At 60.6% G+C, this 1003-nt stretch carries 1 protein-coding gene; it reads left to right on the top strand.

Annotation, left to right across the window (positions count from 1 at the left end):
* The first annotated feature begins 154 nt into the window (after positions 1 to 154).
* Positions 155 to 928: a DeoR/GlpR family DNA-binding transcription regulator gene (locus tag B3605_RS12485; protein WP_296434113.1), complete on the top strand. Its 774-nt coding sequence runs from the start codon at positions 155 to 157 to the stop codon at positions 926 to 928.
* Positions 929 to 1003: the final 75 nt, after the last annotated feature.

Genomic DNA, 1003 nt, shown 5'->3' with positions numbered 1-1003 from the left:
TTTCCTCCACAGTTGCGTATCTTCGCGATACAACGCGCACATCAGTCGTTAGAGCGCAGAGGCCATCGTGACACAGAAGATAGGCGCAGGCGCGCTCCCCATCGACGAATTTCCAAGCGACAGCCGACAGACGCGTCAGCTCGTGCGCCGGCAGATGATTGCCGAGGCTGTGATGGCGGAAGGACAGATGCGGATCGAGGATCTGACCGATCGCTTCGGCATCAGCCTCATGACCGCGCATCGCGATGTCGACGACCTCGTCAGCCGCGGCCTGTTTCGCAAGACGCGCGGCGTGGTGACGGCAGCCGCCTCCAGCCTGATCGAATCCAGCGACGTCTACCGCTCCGGCCGACAATCGGCGGAAAAGAACATGATCGCAGCGGCCGCCATGCAGTTCGTCGAGCCCGGACAGGCGATCTTCTTCGATGATTCCACCACCGTACTGCCGATGGCAGACCACCTGCCCGCGAAGGTTCCGATCACCGCGATCACCAACTCGCTGACGCTGATCAACGCTTTGAAGGGCATGCAGGACCTGACATTGCTGGCGCTCGGTGGGCAATATTACAACTGGTGCAACGCCTTCGTCGGCCGCACTACCGTCAACGAGATCCACCGTCTGCGCGCCGACGTCGCCTTCATCTCCATGTCGGCGATCACCGACGATCTGGTATTTCACCAGTCGCCTGAAATGGTCGACACGAAACGCGCCATGTTTGACTGCGCCGCCAAGCGCATCCTTCTGGCCGACCACACCAAATTCGAGCGGCGCGCCCTGCATCGCTTCGCAGCCCTTAGCGAATTCGACGTCATCATCGTCGACGACAAGACGCCCTCCGTCCACATCGACCGCATGCGATCACGAGACATCAACGTGATCATCGCGCGAGAGGACAAGGCGCGTCTGCGCCCCCATCAGCCGGAGTAAAGCCTGAATGCCAAGTCTGCTTGGAATAGATAGCGGCCTCACAGTCACCAAGGCCGTGATCTTCGACGTCGACGG

The sequence above is a fragment of the Rhizobium sp. UBA1881 genome (assembly GCF_002338015.1).
GTDB lineage: Bacteria > Pseudomonadota > Alphaproteobacteria > Rhizobiales > Rhizobiaceae > Rhizobium.
This window is presented reverse-complemented; position numbering and strand designations above follow the sequence as displayed.

Coding starts and splice junctions, on each gene's coding strand:
- B3605_RS12485 (WP_296434113.1), top strand. CDS start 155: ATGATTGCCGAGGCTGTGATGGCGGAAGGACAGATGCGGATCGAGGAT.